The sequence below is a fragment of the Streptomyces sp. NPDC005774 genome, assembly GCF_042871645.1.
Classification (GTDB): domain Bacteria; phylum Actinomycetota; class Actinomycetes; order Streptomycetales; family Streptomycetaceae; genus Streptomyces; species Streptomyces pratens.
The window spans coordinates 1-17,168 of sequence record NZ_JBIAIV010000006.1; the positions used below are offsets into that span (position 1 = coordinate 1).

At 68.6% G+C, this 17,168-nt stretch carries 11 protein-coding genes; 6 read left to right on the forward strand and 5 right to left on the reverse strand.

The annotated features are described in order from the left end of the window. Window positions 1–336 precede the first annotated feature (336 nt). Both ACFYQA_RS07770 and ACFYQA_RS07775 read right to left on the reverse strand, forming a co-directional pair. Window positions 337–1,365 carry a LacI family DNA-binding transcriptional regulator gene (locus ACFYQA_RS07770; protein ID WP_388913041.1) on the reverse strand — a complete coding sequence of 343 codons (1,029 nt, stop codon included), beginning with the start codon at window positions 1,363–1,365 and terminating at the stop codon, window positions 337–339. Window positions 1,366–1,946: 581 nt separating this feature from the next. Beyond that, window positions 1,947–2,069, reverse strand: coding sequence for a hypothetical protein (locus ACFYQA_RS07775; protein WP_388913044.1), 123 nt, complete (start codon window positions 2,067–2,069; stop codon window positions 1,947–1,949). A 283-nt stretch (window positions 2,070–2,352) separates the two neighbouring features. Here ACFYQA_RS07775 and ACFYQA_RS07780 point away from each other — a divergent pair, with 283 nt between their 5' ends. The 4 genes from ACFYQA_RS07780 to ACFYQA_RS07795 all read left to right on the forward strand — a co-directional run bounded on the left by ACFYQA_RS07780 (window position 2,353) and on the right by ACFYQA_RS07795 (window position 8,171). Further along, entirely contained in the window at window positions 2,353–3,663 is a 1,311-nt protein-coding gene (locus tag ACFYQA_RS07780; RefSeq protein WP_388913601.1) for an extracellular solute-binding protein, read from the forward strand. Beyond that, complete coding sequence (locus ACFYQA_RS07785; protein WP_388913047.1) at window positions 3,660–4,562, forward strand: carbohydrate ABC transporter permease; 903 nt, start codon at window positions 3,660–3,662, stop codon at window positions 4,560–4,562. The genes ACFYQA_RS07780 and ACFYQA_RS07785 overlap by 4 nt, the downstream gene beginning before the upstream one ends. 1 nt (window position 4,563) lies before the next feature. Then, window positions 4,564–5,460 carry a carbohydrate ABC transporter permease gene (locus ACFYQA_RS07790; protein ID WP_388913050.1) on the forward strand — a complete coding sequence of 299 codons (897 nt, stop codon included), beginning with the start codon at window positions 4,564–4,566 and terminating at the stop codon, window positions 5,458–5,460. Between the two features lie 329 nt (window positions 5,461–5,789). Next, window positions 5,790–8,171, forward strand: a complete 2,382-nt coding sequence (locus ACFYQA_RS07795) for a beta-glucosidase (protein WP_388913053.1) — start codon at window positions 5,790–5,792, stop codon at window positions 8,169–8,171. A gap of 459 nt (window positions 8,172–8,630) precedes the next feature. On the opposite strand, the gene ACFYQA_RS07800 is transcribed toward ACFYQA_RS07795, so the two are convergent. Beyond that, on the reverse strand, window positions 8,631–9,818 hold the full coding sequence (locus tag ACFYQA_RS07800) for a fumarylacetoacetate hydrolase family protein (RefSeq protein ID WP_388913056.1): 1,188 nt from the start codon (window positions 9,816–9,818) through the stop codon (window positions 8,631–8,633). 49 nt (window positions 9,819–9,867) lie between these two features. After that, window positions 9,868–11,604, reverse strand: coding sequence for an IlvD/Edd family dehydratase (locus ACFYQA_RS07805; protein WP_388913059.1), 1,737 nt, complete (start codon window positions 11,602–11,604; stop codon window positions 9,868–9,870). Window positions 11,605–11,709: 105 nt separating this feature from the next. Here ACFYQA_RS07805 and ACFYQA_RS07810 point away from each other — a divergent pair, with 105 nt between their 5' ends. After that, on the forward strand, window positions 11,710–12,453 hold the full coding sequence (locus ACFYQA_RS07810) for a FadR/GntR family transcriptional regulator (RefSeq protein ID WP_388913062.1): 744 nt from the start codon (window positions 11,710–11,712) through the stop codon (window positions 12,451–12,453). A 984-nt stretch (window positions 12,454–13,437) separates the two neighbouring features. Here the strand turns inward: ACFYQA_RS07810 and ACFYQA_RS07815 are convergent. Then, a complete protein-coding gene (locus ACFYQA_RS07815) occupies window positions 13,438–14,868 on the reverse strand; it encodes an endo-1,4-beta-xylanase (protein WP_388913065.1) in 1,431 nt (476 codons plus the stop codon). 700 nt (window positions 14,869–15,568) lie between these two features. On the opposite strand from ACFYQA_RS07815, the gene ACFYQA_RS07820 reads away from it, so the two are divergent. Then, complete coding sequence (locus tag ACFYQA_RS07820) at window positions 15,569–17,035, forward strand: non-reducing end alpha-L-arabinofuranosidase family hydrolase (RefSeq protein WP_388913068.1); 1,467 nt, start codon at window positions 15,569–15,571, stop codon at window positions 17,033–17,035. Window positions 17,036–17,168: the final 133 nt, after the last annotated feature.

Below are 17,168 nucleotides of genomic sequence, written 5' to 3' on the forward strand. Positions count from 1 at the left end.
CGCGGGCGGCTACTCGGCCCCCCGCCCCCCCCGGGGGGGGGGGCGGGCGGGGCGGGGGGGGGGCCGGGGGGGGGGGCGGGGGGGGGTGGGGCGGGGGGGGGGGGGGCGGGGCGCCCGCCCCCCCCCGCCCGGGTCACGCGACAACGTCAGCGCTCATCCGGCGGCGGAGCGCGGAGGCAGGCCACGCTCACGAACCCGAGGACCATCCCGTAACGCGGTCCCGCCGCCGGCGTGGGCCGAGGCCCTCGGACAGCAGACCGACCCGCACACGGCGGCCCGTGCGGGAGACGTCTCCGACCGGTTCGCCAATGCTGCCCGAACGCCTCTCACCTGCGGTTACCTACGCGCCGAAGCGTCTTCGCGGGGCGGCGCCGTCGAGGCGCGTATCACGAGTTCGGTGGCGAGTTCGATGTGGTGGGACTCGACCTTTTCGCCGTTGGCCAGTCTGAGGGCGGTGCGCAGGGCGGCACCGCCCATCTCGCGCAGTGGCTGGCGCACGGTGGTGAGTGGCGGTGAGGCCATCTGGGCGAGGCTTGTGTCGTCGAAGCCGACCACGCTCAGGTTTTCGGGGATGCGCAGACCTCGAGCACGGGCGGTCTCGATGACACCGACGGCGATCTCGTCGTTACCTGCGAAGATCGCCGTCGGTGGCTCTTGCAGGCCCAACAGCGCCGCGGCGCCGAGCAGTCCTGTCTCGTACGTGAATTCTCCCGGCCGGACGTAGGTGTCGGGTACCTGCGCTCCTCCCGCCTCCATGGCGGCGCGGTAGCCGTGCATGCGCGCCTGGTTGCATACGGCCATGGCGGGTCCGCCGAGATAGGCGACGCGGCGGTGGCCCAGGGAGAGCAGGTGCTGGGTCGCGGCCAGGCCGCCGGCGAAGTTGGTGGCCCCGACACTGTTGACCCGGCTGTCCGGCAGGTGCAATGGGTCCAGCACGACCAGCGGCAGCCCGGACCGGGCCAGTTCGTTCAGGTGCGCTGTGGTGTACACGCTGGTGACCGCGATGACGGCGCGACGCCCGGCTGAGACCAGGTCCCGGGCCCAGTGTGGGGCACGGGACGCCTTACTGATCACTACCGAAGCTCCCAGTTCGGAGGCGGAGTCGATGATCCCTTCCAGGGTTTCGGCCACGTACGACTTGAGGCCGCCCTTGAACTGCACCTCGATGGTCGGGCTTTCGACGGCCTCGGTGTGGCGGAACACAGGGGCGAGGTAGTGGTGCTGATGCAGCAGTTCCTGCACCCGAATGCGGGTTTGCGGCGCCACGTCACCGCGGCCGTTGACCACTTTGGACACGGTCGCGACGGAGACCCCAGCCGCTTGGGCGATGTCCGCCAAAGTGGTGCGCCTGGCGTTCGGTCGCATCGGTTCCTCCCACGTATACGTCCACCGGTGTGGTGAGCCGCCGGTCGGGCCGGCAACGCGGGTGGAACCGGTCAACAGTACGGCAACCCGGCACCGAGCTCGTCCGGGAAGGTACCGACGAGGCCTTCGGCCTCGACCCGTCCGACGATCCGCGTGAGATCGCGTCCGCTGAACGCGATCCGATCGGCATGCGCGCCGACCCTGCACGCGTGCGCGTGCCACCGGCTCCAGCCGTACCTCGGCGCAGGGGGCCAACTGCCGGAATGCCCGGCCCGAACGCCCGGAAAGGCGAGGGACCTGCACCCGCAACTTGCAAGGCAGGGCCCCTGTCGGCCACGGCGATCGCCGTCGCGCCCTCCCGGCCGGACACGAATGCCCGGACCAGGCCGGCAACACGGGGACACCGCGAGCAGCAACTGAGGCACTCTCCACCCCGGTCACCGGCGGCTGCCGTACCCCCGGCTGAGGTGACCGAGACCATGTTGGGCGACTTCGGCCGGCGGAACGCTCCCGGATGCCCGCGAACGCATCTTCCACAGCCGGCATTTGCAGGCTCTCGGCCTGCCCGTTGCCGCCTTCGGTCACACGCCCGGGCAGTTGCCGACCCAGGGGCTGCCGAGCTGCGCCACCTTGTCCACCGTCGTCTCAGCCAGGAGGGCATCGCCCCGGTCCGGGGGCAGTACCGCACCGCGCCGGCGCGACATGACCGCTCCGGCAGTGCGGCAGCCGCAGTCATCACATCACTCCTTGCCATCAACCAGCACATTTCGAAACAGTTTCGGTCTTTGCCAGGGTCTCTTGCCCGTCGTTGCAACCCAATACTACGCAGCTGACCGCGCTCCTAGAACGCGCATGCACATACCTTGACAGGGCGTCAGCCCGAAACTTAATTTGCACGAACAGAGCTCGGAGAAGGCTGTTTCGAAAACCTTTCACCCTGACTCACGAGAAGCCGGTGGCTCTCGAGTGCGGAGAAAAGACATGGCGATCCCCCTCTCTCGACGTACCCTCCTCGGTCTGGCCGCCGGTGTGCCGGTCTCCGCGGCGCTGGCGGCCTGCGGCTCGTCCGGTCCCGGCAAGAGCGGCGCTGGAGCCACGTACTGGTACCTGAACGGCCAGCCGCAGGAAGGCGTCAGGGCCGGCGCGGTGGATGCGTTCAACAAGGCGCACCCCGAGGAACAGATCAAGGACACCACCTTCCAGAACGACGCGTACAAGACGAAGATCAAGACCGCCATCGGTGCCGGGCAGGCGCCCACCATCATCTGGGGCTGGGGCGGCGGAACACTGCGCACCTACGTGGAAGCGGGCCAGGTCGAGGACCTCACCTCGTGGTTCGACGAGCACTCCGAGGTCAAGAAGCGGCTGTTCCCGTCCTCGTTCGGCGCGGCGACCGTCGACGGCAAGATCTACGCGATGCCGTGCGAGACCGTGCAGCCGATCATCCTCTACTACAACAGGAAGGTCTTCGACCAGGTCGGCGTGAAACCACCGGAGTCCTGGGACGACATCATGGCGCTGGTGCCCAAGTTCAACGCGAAGGGCATAGCGCCGTTCTCTCTCGGTGGCCAGTCCCGGTGGACGAACATGATGTGGCTGGAGTTCCTGTTCGACCGCATCGGCGGTCCCGAGGTGTTCCAGGCCATCATCGAGGGCGAGAAGAACGCCTGGTCCAACCCGGACGCCATCAAGGCGTTGACCACCGTACAGGAGCTGGTCGAAGCCCGCGGGTTCATCAAGGGCTTCTCCTCGATCACCGCGGACTCCAACGCCGACCAGGCGCTGCTGTACACCGGCAAGGCCGCGATGATGCTGCACGGCGCCTGGTCGTACGGCATCCAGCAGGCCGACGGCAAGGACTTCGTCTCCAGCGGCGCGCTGGGCTACATGACCTTCCCGCCCGTCGAAGGCGGCAAGGGCGATCCGAGCGACACCGTCGGCAACCCCGCCCAGTACCTGTCCATCTCCTCGAAGGCCGGCGCCGAGCAGAAGAAGATCGCCAAGGACTTCTTCGCCACAGGCGTCCTCCGGGACGACGAGGTGAAGAAGTGGATCGGCAACGGGTCGCTTCCGATCCGGCTGGGCACGGAGAAGCTGCTGGCCGCCTCCGAGAGCGCCGATTTCCTGCAGTTCACCTACGACATCGCCAGCAAGGCCAAGGTGTTCGCCCAGTCCTGGGATCAGGCGCTCAGTCCGACGGCCGCCGAGACTCTGCTGGACAACATCGTCAAGTTGTTCCAGCTGTCCATCTCGCCGGAGAAGTTCGCCGGCAACCTCAACGCGGTCATCGGCAAATGAGTTCACTCACCGGCCATCCGCCGCGTCGCCAACCGCGCAGCATCCTGCCGTGGCTGGCGGCGCCGGCGCTGGTGGTCTTCGTCGGCTTCGCCGTGATTCCGCTCGTCGGTGTCTTCGCGCTGAGCTTCACCACGTGGGACGGGATCGGCGCCATCCACCCGTCGGGGCTGACCAGCTGGCGTGCGGTGCTCACCGACCCCGGGCTGCCGCACGCCCTCTGGGTGACGTTCATGGTGATGGCCGTGTCCTGGGCCGTTCAGACACCGCTGAGTATTCTGCTCGGCACATTCCTGGCAGGCCGCCAGCGCTACCGTGCGGTGCTGGGCGTGGTGTACTTCGTCCCTCTGATGCTCAGCTCCGCGGCGATCGCGATCGCGTACAAGGCCCTGCTGGACCCCAACTTCGGGCTCGGTGCCGGGCTGAAGATCCCGCTGCTCAGCCAGGACTGGCTGGGGCGGCCCGGACTCGCGTTCGGCGTCGTCGTCTTCGTCGTCTCCTGGCAGTTCATCCCGTTCCACTCCCTGATCTACCAGGGTGGTGTCCAGCAGATCCCGAAGTCCCTCTACGAGGCGGCGCAGTTGGACGGAGCCGGGCGGATCCGGCAGTTCTTCAGCATCACGCTGCCCCAGCTGAGATACACCATCATCACCTCGTCCACGCTGATGGTGGTCGGGTCGCTGACCTTCTTCGACCTCATCTTCGTGCTGACCGAGGGCGGCCCCGGCGACGCCACCCGGGTCCTCGCACTGGACATGTACAAGCGGGGATTCCAGGCCAGTCTGATGGGACCGGCCAGCGTCATCGCGGTCATCCTGGTCCTGGTGGGTCTGGCCCTCGCCCTGCTGCTGCGCCGGCTCGGGGGCCGGGACGCCGGCGCGAGCCAACTCGAGGGAGCCTGAGGTGACCACCACGCTGCCCGAGGCGCGACGACCGCGCAAGAGCACCCACCGCCGGCGGCAACGCCACTCCCCTCAGGCGGCCCGCCGGCCCAACTGGGTCGGCGGCCTGGCCGGGTGGCTCTGGCTCGTCGTCGTCGCCGTACCCCTGTACTGGACCCTCATCACCAGCCTCAAGGCCCAGAGCCGCTACTACGCGAGTAACCCGCTGGTGCCTTCGGGCGACCCGACCCTGGACAACTACCGGCTGGTCATCGAGTCCGATTTCCTCAGCTACTTCGTGAACAGCGTCGTGGTCACCGCCGGGGCCGTGGTGCCGGCGGTCGTGTTCTCCTTCATGGCGGCTTACGCGATCGTCCGCGGTTGGCGCATGCGGGTCCTCCGCGCGATGAACGGGCTGTTCCTCATGGGCCTGGCCATCCCGCTGCAGGCGACAATAATCCCGGTCTATCTGATCATCATCAAACTGCATCTGTACGACAGTCTGCTGGCGCTGATCCTCCCGTCGATCGCCTTCGCCATCCCACTGTCGGTGCTGGTGCTCGCCAACTTCATCCGCGACGTGCCCAAAGAACTGTTCGACTCGATGCGGGTCGACGGCGCCACCGAGTGGACGACGCTGTGGCGGCTGGCGGCACCGCTCACCCGACCGGCCGTCCTCACCGTGACCATCTTCAACGCACTGACCATCTGGAACGGATTCCTGCTGCCACTGGTGCTCACTCAGAGCCCGGAGCGCCGGACCCTGCCGCTCGCGCTGTGGACCTTCCAGGGCCAGTACGGGGTCAACGTCCCTGCCGTTCTCGCCGCCGTCGTCCTCACCACAGTGCCCGTCCTGGTCCTGTACGCGTTCGGCCGCCGCCAACTGTTGAGCGGTCTGACCGCCGGATTCAGCCGTTGATCGACGCTGACGCTGTGGCCGGTCTGTGGTCCGAGACCTTCTGTGAGCCCCGGGCTCGAATGCCGGCAGGACGCGGTGAGACGCGGCAGTCCAGGATCCGCAGCCGTTGCTCACACGTCCCGGACTCGGCCGGCACCTCATCCCCCGGTTCGGGCGGGACGACCTGCATCACCCCTGGAAGCATCGGCAGCCTCGTCGCCCCACGGGCGGGCGAAGCGGGTCCGGGCCGATGCCGGAGCCTGGACGCGACCTGCCCCGCCTTGATTCCCGCTCGACTACTTGTTCGCCCGTCGCGCCCTGGTCAAGGGTCTGATGGGCGTGGGAGGAATGTGAACGCCGACGTGACCGTAGAGAACGCCCCCGAAGTCTCCCTCTGGAACAACCCCACCGCTTCCGTCACCGCCAGAGTCGACGCCCTGATCGACGCGATGACCCTCCAGGAGAAGACCGCCCAGCTGTACGGAGTCTGGGTGGGCGCCTCCGATCAGGGCGGTGAAGTGGCTCCCCACCAGCACGACATGGAGGAGGCCGTCGATCTCGACGCACTCCTGCCCACCGGACTGGGCCAGCTGACCCGGCCCTTCGGCACGGTCCCGGTCGACCCCGCCCTGGGTGCGCTCTCCCTGGCCCGCACCCAGACCCGGATCGCCGCCACGAACCGGTTCGGCATCCCCGCTCTGGCGCATGACGAGTGTCTGGCCGGCTTCGCCGCCTGGGGGGCGACGGCCTACCCCGTTCCGCTGTCCTGGGGCGCCACCTTCGATCCTGACACGGTGCGGCGCATGGCCGCCGCCATCGGCTGCGACATGCGTGCCGTCGGCGTCCACCAGGGACTCGCGCCCGTCCTGGATGTGGTGCGCGACGCCCGATGGGGCCGGGTCGAGGAGACGATCGGCGAGGACCCGTACCTCGTCGGCACCATCGGAACGGCCTACGTGCGGGGTCTCGAGTCGGCCGGGATCGTCGCCACCCTCAAGCACTTCGCCGGCTACTCGGCCTCTCGCGCCGGTCGTAACCTCGCTCCCTCCTCCGTAGGCCCGCGTGAGCGCGCCGACGTCCTGCTGCCTCCCTTCGAGATGGCGATCCGTGAAGGCGGCGCCCGGTCGGTGATGAACGCCTACACCGACACCGACGGCATCCCCTCCGCGGCCGACGAGGACCTGCTCACCGGGCTGCTGCGCGACACGTGGGGCTTCGACGGCACCGTCGTCGCCGACTACTTCGCCATCGCCTTCCTGAAGACCCTGCACGGCATCGCAGCCGACTGGGCCGGCGCCGCCGGCCTGGCGCTGCGGGCGGGCATCGACGTCGAACTGCCCACCATCAAGACATACGGCGCGCCTCTGGCCGAGGCCGTCACCGACGGCCGCATCCCGGAGGCGTTGGTCGATCGCGCCCTTCGCCGGATACTCACCCAGAAGGCGACGCTCGGCCTGCTCGACCCGGACTGGAACCCCGTGCCGGCCGCGCTCGACGGGGCAGACCTTGACGATCCGGCCGCCCTGCGCGGCCGGATCGACCTGGACGGTCCGGAGAACCGTGCGCTGGCCCGCACGGTCGCCGAGGAAGCGGTTGTGCTGCTGAGCAACGACGGCACGCTGCCGCTCGAGAGGCCGCGCCGCATCGCCCTGCTCGGTCCCAACGCCGACGAGCCCGTCGCCGTACTGGGCTGTTACTCCTTCCCTCAGCACATCGGCGTCCGTCACCCCGGGACCCCACACGGCATCGAGTTGCCCACGCTGCGCGACACCCTCGCCGCCGAGTTCCCCGACGCCGAGATCACGGTCGCCCGCGGCACCGGAATCGACGACGGCGATCTCTCCGGCATCCGCGAGGCCGCCCGGGTGGCACGCGAGGCCGACATCGCCCTGGTGGTGCTCGGCGACCGCGCCGGGCTCTTCGGGCGGGGCACCAGCGGCGAGGGGTGCGACGTCGAGGCGCTGGTGCTGCCCGGCGCGCAGCAGCAACTGCTCGACACCCTGCTCGACCTGGAGACACCCGTGGTCACCGTGCTGGTCGCGGGACGACCGTACGCCCTCGGACGCGCCGTGGAGGAGTCCGCTGCGATCGTGCAGTCCTTCTTTCCGGGTGAGGAGGGCACTCACGCGATCGCCGGGGTGCTCAGCGGCCGTACCAATCCCTCCGGACGTCTCCCGGTCAGCGTGCCGCGCGGGCCGGGCTCCCAGCCGGCCACCTACCTCGGGGCGCGGCTCGCTCACGCCAGCGAGGTGTCCAACATCGACCCGACCCCCGCGTTCGCCTTCGGTCACGGCCTGTCCTATACGCGGTTCGACTGGACAGACCTGACCGTGGACGACCAGGAGGCTCCGACGGACGGGGAGTTCACCCTCACCTTCACCGTCCGCAACACAGGCGGGCGGTCCGGAACCGAGGTCGTCCAGCTCTATCTGCACGACCCGGTCGCCTCCGTCGTCCAGCCGGTGCAGCGCCTCGTCGGCTATACCCGGGTCGACCTGGAGCCGGGCGAGGCCCGGCGCATGCGTGCCACGGTCCCGGCCGACCTCGCCTCCTTCACCGGACGCGACGGTCGGCGTGTTGTCGAACCGGGCGAGCTGGAGCTGCGGTTGGCCGCCTCCAGCGCGGATCCGCGCCTGACCGCCAGGGTCACGTTGACCGGAGCCGAGCGCCATGTGGACCACACGCGGCGCCTGCACGCCGTGATCGGGCAGGAGCCGGTTGCTCGGGCATGAACCGGGCGTGCGCAGCGCACGTCACAGCAACGGCAGCGCTGCGCACACGGGACCGCCGGGCCAGTCAGGTGGTGATCTGGGCCCGGTACTCTGGGGTGACCCGTGACCCGTGACCCGTGACCACGCGGCCTGGTGCATGTGGGCGGGGAGGAACGTGCAGAGCAGGCACCCGTGCATGGACGGGACGTTCCCTCCGCCGTCGCCGGTCTCAGCACCAGGCATGACGACTGCGGCACCGGCCCGGTTCGAAGGCCGTTCCGGCGGTCGGCTGCGGCGTCGGGGGCCCGCGGGGCGTGCGGGGCGTGCGGGGGAACTGGTGCGTCATGGGCCCTGCACACCGCCCGCGCCCAGGTGCAGGACCATCGCGACATCACGGACGGGCCCCGACGTCATCTCGTCGGCCCCTCGGGCGCGGTAACGGTAAGCCGCCCGCCGGTGGCCGTGTGAGTCCTAGGCTTCTCACAGCACGCCGCGCCGGGCGAGGTTGCGCGTCAGCGCTCGTACGCCGAACGTCCACGGCGCGGCCTGCTCGCTGAGGACGACGGTGTTGACCAGAGCGCCGAGTCGCGGGCTGGAGATCCGCACGATGTCGCCGTACTCGTGGGTGAAGCCCGCGCCGGGTGTCTGTCGGTCCTCGGTGGGAGCGAACAGCGTTCCGGTGAACAGCACGAAGCCGTCCGGATATTGATGGTGCGGACCGTGCGTGGCGGCCACCAGGTCCAGTACGTCGCGGCTGATCTCGCGCATGGAACTGTTGCCATGCAGTACGTAGCCGTCCGTGCCGTCGATCCGCAGGTCGATGTCGAGCCCGCGTACCGTGTCGAGATCGAAGCCCTCGTCGAACAGGCGGATGAACGGGCCGATCGCGCATGAGGCGTTGTTGTCCTTCGCACGGGACAGCAGCAGGGCGCTGCGTCCCTCGATGTCGCGGAGATTGACGTCGTTGCCGAGTGTCGCGCCGCGTACCCGGCCGCGCGAGTCCACGACGAGGACGGCCTCGGGCTCGGGGTTGTTCCACACGGAGGCACCGAGCACTCCGATGTCGGCGCCGGTGCCGACCGCGGACAGTACCGGGGCTTTGGTGAACACTTCCGGGTCCGGCCCGATCCCGACCTCCAGGTACTGCGACCACAGTCCTTCGGCGACGAGCAGTTCCTTGGCCTTGTCCGCCTCGGGCGATCCGGGACGGATGCCGTCGAGCGTGCCGCCCACCACCTGCCCGACGCGGGCCCGCACCCGCGCGGCCTGAGCCGGGTCGCCGCCCGTGCGCTCCTCGATGACGCGTTCCAGCAGGCTCCGGGCGAAGGTGACGCCCGCGGCCTTGATCACCTGCAGGTCGACGGGGGCGAGCAGATGAGGAACGTCAGAGTGGCCGGTCGGTTCCTCGAGCAGTTCGTCCAGGCGCCAGACGTGTCCTCCGTCGGCCTCGCGGACGACTGCCACCGCGTCGTCGCGTTCCATGAGGTCGGAGACGGTGGGAACGATGGCCGTCAGGTCGACGACATGCTCGCCGCGCACCGCGGTCACACACGGCCCGTCACATTCCGGGTCGTGGACGCGTGCGACGAGGGCGGCGCGGTCGGCGTCCTCCGGCAGGACGGAGCCGGTGGTGAGGACCGGACGAGGGCGCGCTGCTGCCGATTCCACGATCGATGCTCTCCTGGGTTCGAGGGGGTGCGGGTCGCCTGGGGCGGACTCAGTGGGAGTCGCGGGGAACCTCGTGTCCACGGCTTCCGCGCAGGAACCCGAAGTCGGCGCCTTGGTCGGCCTGTTCCACGTTCTGGGTGTAGAGCCAGGCGTAGCCGCCGGTGTGCCGCTCGGCGGGTGCCCTCCACGTCTGCCGGCGTCGAGTGAGCTCGGCGTCGTCCACGTCCAGGCGCAGGGTGCGGTTCGGGACGTCGAGGACGACGGGATCCCCGTCGCGCACCAGGGCGAGAGGTCCGCCGACGGCGGCCTCGGGCGCCACATGCAGGACCACCGTCCCGTACCCGGTGCCACTCATCCGGCCGTCGCAGACGCGCACCATGTCCTTGATGCCGGCTTTCAGCAGCTTGGCGGGAAGCGGGACGTTGGAGACCTCGGGCATGCCGGGGTAGCCCTTGGGGCCGGCGTTGCGGATGACGATGACGGTGTTCTCGTCGATGTCGAGTTCCGGGTCGTCGGCCACCTCGTGATAGGCCTCGGGGGAGTCGAAGACGCGCGCGGGGCCGCGGTGGGTGAGCAGGTGCGGTGACGCGGCGGACTGCTTGATCACGGCACCGTCGGGGCACAGGTTGCCGCGGAGGACGGCGATACCGGTGCCGGCCGGCTGGAAGGGGGCGTCGAGGCGGGTGATGACGTCGGAGTCGACGCGTTCGGCGTTCTCGATGTTCTCGGCGATGGTGCGTCCGGTGACCGTGACCTGTTCGCCGTGCAGCAGCTCGCCGCTGAGCAGCTCGGCCAGGACGGCGGGCAGGCCGCCCGCGTAGCAGAAGTCCTCCATGAGGTACTTGCCGCTGGGCATCAGGTTGACCAGCGTCGGCACCGCGCGGACCAGGTCGTCGAAGTCCCGCAGGCTCAACTCGACGCCGACGCGTCCGGCGATGGCGGTGAGATGGATGATGGCGTTCGTGGAGCCGCCGATGGCCGCGTTGACCCGGACGGCGTTCTCGAACGCCTCCCGGGTCAGGATCCGCGAAGGGCGCAGCTCCTCCTCCACCATCCGTACGATGCGCTGCCCCGCCGCCTGCGCGGTTTCCATCCGCCGGGAGTCGACCGCGGGCCAGGCCGCCGAGCCCGGCAGCTGCATGCCGAGCGCCTCGGCCACGCAGGCCATCGTCGAGGCGGTCCCCATCGTCATGCAGTGCCCGTTGGAACGGGCCATGCACCCTTCCGCGAAGAAGCACTCCTCCTCAGTCATCCGGCCGGTCTTCAGGTCCTCCTCGAACTTCCACACGTGGGTGCCGGATCCCACGTCCTGGCCCCGGTACTTGCCGTTGAGCATCGGCCCGCCGGTGACCATGACGGCGGGCAGGTCGACGCTGGCGGCGCCCATGAGCATGGCGGGGGTCGTCTTGTCGCAGCCGGACAGCAGCACGACACCGTCGAGCGGGTTGGCCCGGATCAGCTCCTCGACCTCCATGGCCATGAGGTTGCGGTACAGCATGGCGGTGGGGCGCATCAGGGTCTCGCCGGTGGCCATGGTGGGGAACTGGAGCGGCAGGCCGCCGGCCTGCCACACGCCGCGCTTGACGGCTTCGGCGACGCGTGTCAGATGGGCGTTGCACGGAGCGAGTTCGGAGGCACTGGTCGCGATGCCGATGACGGGACGCCCGTCGAACACCTCGTGTCCGAATCCCTGGTTGCGCATCCAGGAGCGGTACAGCATCCCGCTGCGGCCCTGTGCGCCGAACCATGCCTGGCTGCGTCGGCTCGTCTTCTGACCGTCGGTCATGCAGTCACTCCCGTGGCTGTGGCGTCGTCCGCTTCGCGATGGGGCGTTGTCGGGTGAGGACCCGCGGGCCGTACCCTGTGACGCAATCATTAAATGATTCGATGAATGACGTCCAGGGGGCGAGCAGAGATCGTGGTGCACTTCCTGACCACGCACCAGCGCGTGGTCGACGAGCTCGGGCGGCGCATCGTGGGTGACGCGTGGGAGCCGGGGGATCCGTTGCCGGTCGAGGACGCGCTCGCGGCCGAGATCGGCGTCAGCCGAGGGGTGTTGCGGGAAGCGGTCAAGGCACTGGTGGCCAAGGGGATGCTGCACGTACGCCCGCGCACCGGCACGCGCGTGCTGCCCCCGGAGCACTGGAACCACCTGGACCGTGACGTACTGCGCTGGAAACAGGCCCGGGATGCCACGGCTCTGCTGCGCGACACGGGTGAACTGCGCCGGATCGTCGAGCCCGAGGCGGCCCGGCTCGCCGCCGACCGGGCCGGCCCCGACGATGTACGAGTCCTGTACGACTCCCTGGCGGCCATGGAGGCCGCGGCGGCGGCACCCGGCCGCAGCGGCTACGTCGAGGCCGACATCGCCTTCCACCGGGCCCTGCTCGACGCCAGCGGCAACCGTCTCCTCGGCTCACTGGGCCGCGCTGTCGACATCGCACTGGAACACAGCTTCCTCGTCAGCACTCAGACCCCCGGCGCGGTGGAAGCCTCGCTGCCGGGTCACCGCGCCATCGTGCAAGCCGTTGAAGCCCGCGACCCTGCGGCCGCGGCGGCCGCCGTACTGGCCATAATCGAAGCCGCCGAACAAGACATCACCCAGTCACCCGGAATGCCGAGCGATGCCGTATGACCTGTCACGGCTGCGGCCCTGCAGTGCCACGGGCAAGGGCACGGAAAACAGTCGACGACAACTCCCCCACCCCACGGGCGAAGTCGCCGACACTCGCGGCCGCTTCACCGGGCACCGATCGGGCTGCTGCAGCACTGCTTCGTCGACCGGAGACTGCGGCAGGTCGCCTGGTGTGACAAGCATCGGACAACTCCGTCACCCAAGATCCGGACCATACGCTGGCCAACACCGTTTCTCGAGCCTCAGCATTGGCCGTTTCCACTGGTCAACGGGGTACGGAGTCTGTACCACCGGTAGACAGGGCAATCTGTCCACTTCAAATGCCCTCTCAGGCTTCTCGTCATCGATGCCCATGGCGCCGGCGCGGTGGACGAGAACGACACCGGGGCGGGCGAGATCGCGGTAGCGGCCGGAGGTGGCGGGCGGCATCCGCAAGACACGCCGCTTGGGCCCGGAACGCAGCCCACTTGCTCAAAACCCATGCCGCGGACGAGCTGTCGAGTCGGGCAGCGAACCTTCCAAGCGGGAATCAGGCACCTGTGCCCAGGTCCCCCGTCATGGCGGTCAGCAGGCCGGGACACCTCCGCGCCTCATGCTGACCTGAGCGACCCGATCATGCATCTGACCTGTACAAATGCCCAGTTGCTAGATCTTGGACTTGAACAGAGTTCGCAGCGCTTTGGACTCCTGGAGGACGGCTCCCTGCCAGCTTTCTGCAGGTCAAGGGCGTTCTTCACTGTATACCGGTACGCGTCGGACTCGAAGATCGTGAGGAACATCGTTTCACTTTGAGGAGAAGGCCACCTCCCTGCACTTCTGCGGGGACCGGACGGTTGTGACGCCGCCCACCAGGCCATGCCGATCGCGAGGGTCGCCGCCACCACGGCGGCGACCCGGGACCATCAGCGATGTCTTCGTGAAGGGACGAGGGAAGCCGCACTGTAGGCCGTCACCGATTCACCCTTTCGTTTGTGGCAGGCCTCGTCAGGTGCGGGTCCAGCGTTGGTTGCTGCCGTTCGAGCAGGAGTAGAGCTGGATCAGGGTTCCGTTGACGGTGCCGCCTGCGACGGCGTCGAGGCAGAGGCCGGACTGGACGCCGACGATGGATCCGTCGGAGTTGAGGCGCCACTTCTGGTTGTCGCCGCCCCAGCAGCCGTAGATCTGGACCTTGGCACCGTTGCCGGTGCCGGCGGCGTCCAGGCACTTGTTGCCGTAGACCCTGAGCTCGCCGGCGTCGGTGTACGTCCACTGCTGGTTGGTGCCGTTGTGGCAGTCCCACAGCTGGAGCTGGGTGCCGTCGGTGGTGCTGGCGTTGGGCACGTCCAGGCAGCGGCCCGAACCGACGCCCTTGATCTGTCCGGAATCCGCGGGCGGTGTGGTGGAGCCGCCGTTGAGTGCGTTGAGGACGGCGGTGTAGGCGGGCTTCTTGCTGCCGTCACCGTTGAACAGCAGCGGCGTCTGCTCTGATCGCCAGGAGTCGCTGTCGCGCACGCCCCAGACGGTGATGCCGAGGCAGCGCGGGACGGCCAGGCAGTCGTTGGTCACGTTGGCGTAGGTCGAGGCCGGGGCGCCCTGGATGTCGAGTTCGGTGATGGCCACGTCGACGCCGAGGGCGGCGAAGTTCTGCAGGGTGGTGCGGAAGTTGCTGTTGTAGGGGCTGCCGCTGTTGAAGTGCGACTGGAAGCCGACGCAGTCGATCGGCACGCCGCGCTGCTTGAAGTCCCGGACCATGGCGTACATGGCCTGGGTCTTGGCCCAGGTCCAGTCCTCGACGTTGTAGTCGTTGTAGCAGAGCTTGGCCGCCGGGTCGGCGGCGCGCGCGGCGCGGAAGGCGACCTCGATCCAGTCGTTGCCGGTGCGTTGCAGGTTGGAGTCGCGCCGGGCTCCCGAACTGCCGTCGGCGAAGGCCTCGTTCACGACGTCCCACTGGGCGATCTTGCCCTTGTAGTGGCCCATCACGCCGTTGATGTGGTCGATCATCGCCTGGCGCAGTGCGCTGCCGCTGAGGCTCTGCATCCAGCCGGGCTGCTGGGAGTGCCAGGCCAGGGTGTGGCCGCGCACCTGCTTGCCGTTCTGCACCGCCCAGTTGTAGACGCGGTCGGCGGCGGTGAAGTTGAACTGGCCCCGCTGCGGCTGGGTGGCGTCGATCTTCATCTCGTTCTCGGCCGTCACCGAGTTGAACTCACGGGCCGCGATCGTCGTGTACGTCGAGTCACTCAGCCTGTTCGCGGCGATGGCGGTGCCGAAGTAGCGGCCGCTCTGCGCCGCCGCGGCGCCGAGCGTGCTCTCGGCGGCCTGTGCGGTCGGCGGCGCGACCAGTGTGGCGACCACACCGAGGACACCGGCGACCAGTGCCAACAGCAGAGCGCGGATCTTCCGGCGGACAACGGGTCTGGGAAGGGCATACGAGCCCATGACTGTGCCTCCAAGGTAGAAATAACGGAATCACCGGACACCACGGTCATGGCACCCGGGAGGATCTCAACCGGCACGGCCGGCGCCTGGTCGGCCGCCGAGTGCCGTACGCCGGGCGGCAGCGGTCTCTCGACACAGGCACGGGGTTACTCCATCGCGGCTCAGCCGGGGGGCGTCACGCGGCGTCGCATACCTCTCCGACTGCACGAAGCGTCAGGATGCGTCGGTGCGAGCCTCACCGGAACGAAAAACGGGGTGGCGCAGGTGTTTTGGTGCGCGGCTCTGCCGTGCACCACAGCCTGTCCAGGACAATGCGGTTCGAAATCTCGTTCTACGGTCGGTTTACCAGACAGGATGATTGAGGGATTGACGGTGCCTCGTCAACCCTCGTAGCGGGAAAAGTTTCCACTCCTAGTCCGAAACTTTCGAATCCCCGTCGAGCCGGACGGGTCTGGAATGGCGAGCCGTATCGCGAACTTGCGAGGGGTTTCCGGTCGGCGCGACAGCTTGTCATGCCCGAAGGGGAGGAACTGTTTGTGGACAGATCGGCGACAGACCTTGACCAGAGGACCCCGCCTTCCTAGCTTGTGGCGTCACAGAGCCGGGATGACTTCGAAACTTTCGAACCTGCCCCCGCCCCCGGCGCGGCCGCTCCGCGGTTCATCGGCGTCACCTCACCCCGCCCCAAGGAGGCCCTCTGATGTGGTTTCGCCCCCCGTCCCCGGTCCGCCCAAGACGCTTACTCAGCGTCCTTGCTCCCTTGCTGCTCATAGTCTCCTTCCTCGGCGCCCAGCCCGCCGAGGCCGCGACCGTAGACCCCAACGCCTCGTATGTGCTGGTCAACCGCAACAGCGGCAAAGCCCTGGACGTCTACAACATGGCGACCAACGACGGCGCCCGTATCACCCAGTGGACCAGGAACAACCAGAACCAGCAGCAGTGGCAGTTCGTCGATTCCGGGGACGGCTACTACCGCATCAAGTCCCGCCACTCGGGCAAGGTGCTGGACGTCCACAACTGGTCCACCGCGAACGGCGGCTCGATCGTCCAGTGGGCCGACCTGAACAGCACCAACCAGCAGTGGCGGCTGGCCGACACCTCGGACGGCTACGTGAGGCTCATCTCGCGCCACAGCAACAAGGCCCTCGAAGTGCAAGGCGCCTCCACCGCCGACAACGCGAACATCGTCCAGTACGACGACTGGAGCGGCACCAACCAGCAGTGGCAGCTCGTCAAGGTCGGCACCGACACCCCCGGCCCGTGTGATCTTCCGTCGACCTACCGCTGGACATCAACGGGCGCGCTGGCGCAGCCCAAGCAGGGATGGGTCTCGCTCAAGGACTTCACCGTCGCCCCCTACAACGGCAGACAACTCGTCTATGCGACCACGCACGACACGGGGACGAGGTGGGGTTCGATGAACTTCGGCCTGTTCACCAACTGGTCGGAGATGGCCTCGGCCAGCCAGAACACGATGTCCAATTCCACCGTCGCACCCACGCTCTTCTACTTCGCGCCGAAGAACATCTGGGTGCTCGCCTACCAGTGGGGCGGGACCGCCTTCTCCTACCGGACGTCGAGCGACCCCACCACCCCGAATGGCTGGTCATCCGAGCAGGTGCTCTTCTCCGGAAGCATCTCCGGCTCCGGAACAGGGCCCATCGACCAGACACTCATCGGTGACGGCACGAACATGTACCTGTTCTTCGCCGGCGACAACGGCAAGATCTACCGGGCCAGCATGCCGATCGGGAACTTCCCGGGCAGCTTCGGCTCGACCTCGACCGTGATCATGAGCGACACGACGAACAACCTGTTCGAAGCCCCGCAGGTCTACAAGCTGCAGGGCCAGAACCGCTACCTCATGATCGTCGAGGCGATCGGCTCGCAGGGCCGCTACTTCCGCTCCTTCACGGCCACCAGCCTGAACGGCTCCTGGACACCCCAGGCCACGACCGAGAGCAATCCCTTCGCCGGCAAGGCCAACAGCGGCGCCACCTGGACCAACGACATCAGCCATGGCGAACTGATCCGCACCAGCGCCGATCAGACCATGACCGTCGATCCCTGCAACCTGCAGCTGCTCTACCAGGGACGCAGCCCCAACTCCGGCGGCGACTACGGCCTCCTGCCCTACCGTCCGGGTCTGCTGACACTGCAGCGCTGACGGCAGGACGCGGGTCCGGCTCCGGTAGGGAGCCGGAGTGGCGGGGGGGGGGGGGGGGGGGGGCCCCCCCCCCCCCCCCCGGCCCACCCCCCCCCCCCCCCCCCCCCCCCCCCCCGCGGCCGGCCCCCAAAAC